Raw genomic sequence first — 2,895 nt, forward strand, 5'->3', positions numbered from 1 at the left:
CGACTACGGTGCTTCATGGCAAGACCAAATTGCAGGGTTTTCAATGCAATAATACAAAACCCTGCGGGAAATGGCTACAGGAATCACAGTTTATTCATTCATTATCAACAGCTTGGGCGTTGTTCAGGACGGACTAACTAAGACAAATCAGCCTCCGGCAAACCCGGCGCGGTTCAGCTCGACGGTAGGTTCCCGACCGATCACGCGTGTACGTCGAACTCGGAAAAGTGGTGCCCGGGGGCGGAATCGAACCACCGACACGAGGATTTTCAATCCGACCACATCTTCGTTTGGCGCTTCATCAAAACTGCCCACAGGGAAAAGAACTTGAATGATCCCCTCTGTCTTCAAGTGAACAGATGGCGGGGATCATTTCTGTTGCATATACAGAATGGTGCTCAAAGAAGTGCCGATCAAAATGCGCTCCGTCTTTGCAACCTGCAGCGCATTCTGAAGGCGATCCTGAAATGAATTCCTACCCTATTGTAGAACCCAACCAGAGCGTGATCGCCGGGAACGCCACCAGCAGCCCTAAACGAACGACATCAACAGCGATAAACGGCACCAGCCCTTTGAAAATCCGAACGACCGGAACCTCGGGCAAAACCGCCTTGAGGACAAAAACGTTCATTCCGACGGGCGGTGTCACCAACGCGATCTCGGTCACGACGATCACGATGATGCCGAACCAAACAAGGTCGAACCCCTGCGAGACGACGATGGGCGCAAAGAGCGGCACAAAAATCAGAATGATCGCCATGGAATCCATAACGCAGCCTAGGACAAGGAACACCAGCATGATCGCGAAGATCAGAGCGTAGCCTTCCAGCCCGGTGGACTGCACCAGTGCCAGAACCCCGGCAGCGAGGCCCGACAGCGTGAGCAGCTTGGACAGCATCAGGGCCCCGAACAGCACCGCGTAAAGCGAGACCGAGGTATAGGCGGTGTCGATGATCACTGTGCGCAACACTTTCCATGTCAGACGACCATGGAAGGTCGCGATCAAGATCGCCAGACCTGCACCCATCCCTGCAGCTTCGGTTGGAGTAAACAGCTTGGCATATAGCCCGCCGATGATCAGCCCGAACAGCAGGACAAACGGCCAGATGCCCGACAGGGCCTTGATCCGCTCCGGCCAGTCGGTTGTTTCGCCCTGCGGTGCGTGTTCGGGGTTGCGGGCCGCAACGACCCGGATCGCCAGCATGTACAGCGCCAGCCCGATCAGGCCGGGAACAACGCCTGCGATGAACAGGTCGCCGATATTGGTCTGGGTCAGGATACCGTAGACCACCATGATGATCGACGGCGGGATCAGGATGCCCAGCGTTCCCCCCGCGGCGATGGTGCCCGAGGCGAGCTCGTCGGAATACCTGTACTTCTTCATGCTGGGATAGGCGACCTTGGCCATGGTCGCCGCCGTCGCATAGCTCGACCCGCACACGGCGGAAAAGCCCGAACAGGCGACCATCGTGGACAGGGCAAGTCCGCCCCGCACATGGCCGACAAAGGCATAAGCCGCGCGAAAGAGATCATGCGCGATACCGGTCTTCGAGATGACGTTGCCCATCAGGATGAACATCGGCACCACCGCCAGATCATAGGACAGCACCGCGTCCGAGATCGTCAGCGGCAAAAGCTGAAACGCGATGTTCCAGTTGATCGCGAACCCGATCCCGGCAACAGACACCGCCAGAAGCGAAATCGCCAAAGGGACGCGCAGAAAGGCCAGAAGAATGGCCGTAATCATGGCAATGGATCCAACGATCATAGCGCTTCCTCCTCGTGGGTGTCTTTGGGATCGATCATCGGGCCGGTGACCGCGACGATCAGGGCGGCAAGGGCCGACAGTGCGCAGCTCAGCGCCATGAAGAAATAAAGCGGGCCGCGCGGCACACGGAGCGCCTGGCTCACCTCGGAGATCCGCGACGCGTTCAGACCGTGTTTGACGAAAAGCCACGCGATCACAGCCAGCACCACCGTCACCAGAACAGCCACCAAACCCCGCCACCAGGCCATCCACGGCTGGCTCACCAGTTTGTCGGCAAGGTCGATGGTCAGATGCGCCCCGGCAGCGGTCACCAAAGGCAAACCGGCAAAGACCACAAGCGCCATCAGGTGTTCGGTGATGTCATTCGCGCCATAGATCGGTTTGCCGACCAAGCGCCGTCCGATCACATCGGCAAATGTCAGCGCCACCATGGCCAGCAGGAACAGTGCCATCACCGTTTCCACGCCACGGCGTATTTTCCATGCCAAAGGCAGCATGATGGGCCTCCTCCCCAAGAAAACGGGGGCCGGTGTGCGGCCCCCGCGATATTGCTTACTGAGACACCGGTGCTGCGGCCTGCGCGGCAAGCGCGCGGTAGGTCTCACCGTAGAAATCCAGCATCGCCTGCGGGTCTTCGACACCCGCCGCCTTGGCCGCATCGACCCACTCGCCAACCATCTCGCCATAGATGACATCGACAGCCGCGATCAGTTCGGGCGAGGCCTCGACAATCTCGTGCCCGGCTGCACTCAGTTTTTCCACCGCTGCCGGGTTCTGTGCGTCAAAGTTGCGTCCCCATGCGGCAGACAGGGTCTCGCCACTAATGCTTTCGATGGCGGCCTTGTCCTCGGCACTCAGACCGTCCCACTTGGCACCGTTCATGACCACGAAGAAGGTCGCGTCATAAAAACCGTTCGGGAAGATCGTGTGATGCTTCAGGCTGTCTTCGAGGCGGAAGTTGACCACCGACTCCATGGTGTGCAGCGACCCGTCGATGACGCCGCTTTCCAGCATTTCGTAAGCTTTGGTGGCCGGAGCGGCGACCGGAACCGCACCCAGCGCGGTCAACAGTTTTTCCTGGATCGGGCCACCCATACGGAACTTGGTGTTCGCCATGTCCTCGGGCG

General features: G+C 58.9%; 3 protein-coding genes. All 3 read right to left on the bottom strand.

The features are described from left to right. Positions 1 to 475 precede the first annotated feature (475 nt). Positions 476 to 1,768: a TRAP transporter large permease gene (locus JJ869_RS23020; RefSeq protein WP_292271230.1), complete on the bottom strand. Its 1,293-nt coding sequence runs from the start codon at positions 1,766 to 1,768 to the stop codon at positions 476 to 478. Then, positions 1,765 to 2,265: a TRAP transporter small permease gene (locus JJ869_RS23025; RefSeq protein WP_292271234.1), complete on the bottom strand. Its 501-nt coding sequence runs from the start codon at positions 2,263 to 2,265 to the stop codon at positions 1,765 to 1,767. Before JJ869_RS23025 ends, JJ869_RS23020 begins: the two co-directional genes overlap by 4 nt. A 55-nt stretch (positions 2,266 to 2,320) precedes the next feature. Next, positions 2,321 to 2,895, bottom strand: a 575-nt coding sequence (gene dctP / locus JJ869_RS23030) for a TRAP transporter substrate-binding protein DctP (RefSeq protein ID WP_292271237.1), incomplete at its 5' end; no start/stop codon positions are given.

This window comes from Marivita sp. (genome assembly GCF_017643905.1).
Lineage (GTDB): Bacteria > Pseudomonadota > Alphaproteobacteria > Rhodobacterales > Rhodobacteraceae > Marivita.

Excerpts from the sequence above, each read along its gene's own strand:
- JJ869_RS23025 (WP_292271234.1), bottom strand. The coding sequence starts at position 2,265 with ATGCTGCCTTTGGCATGGAAAATACGCCGTGGCGTGGAAACGGTGATG.
- JJ869_RS23020 (WP_292271230.1), bottom strand. The coding sequence starts at position 1,768 with ATGATCGTTGGATCCATTGCCATGATTACGGCCATTCTTCTGGCCTTT.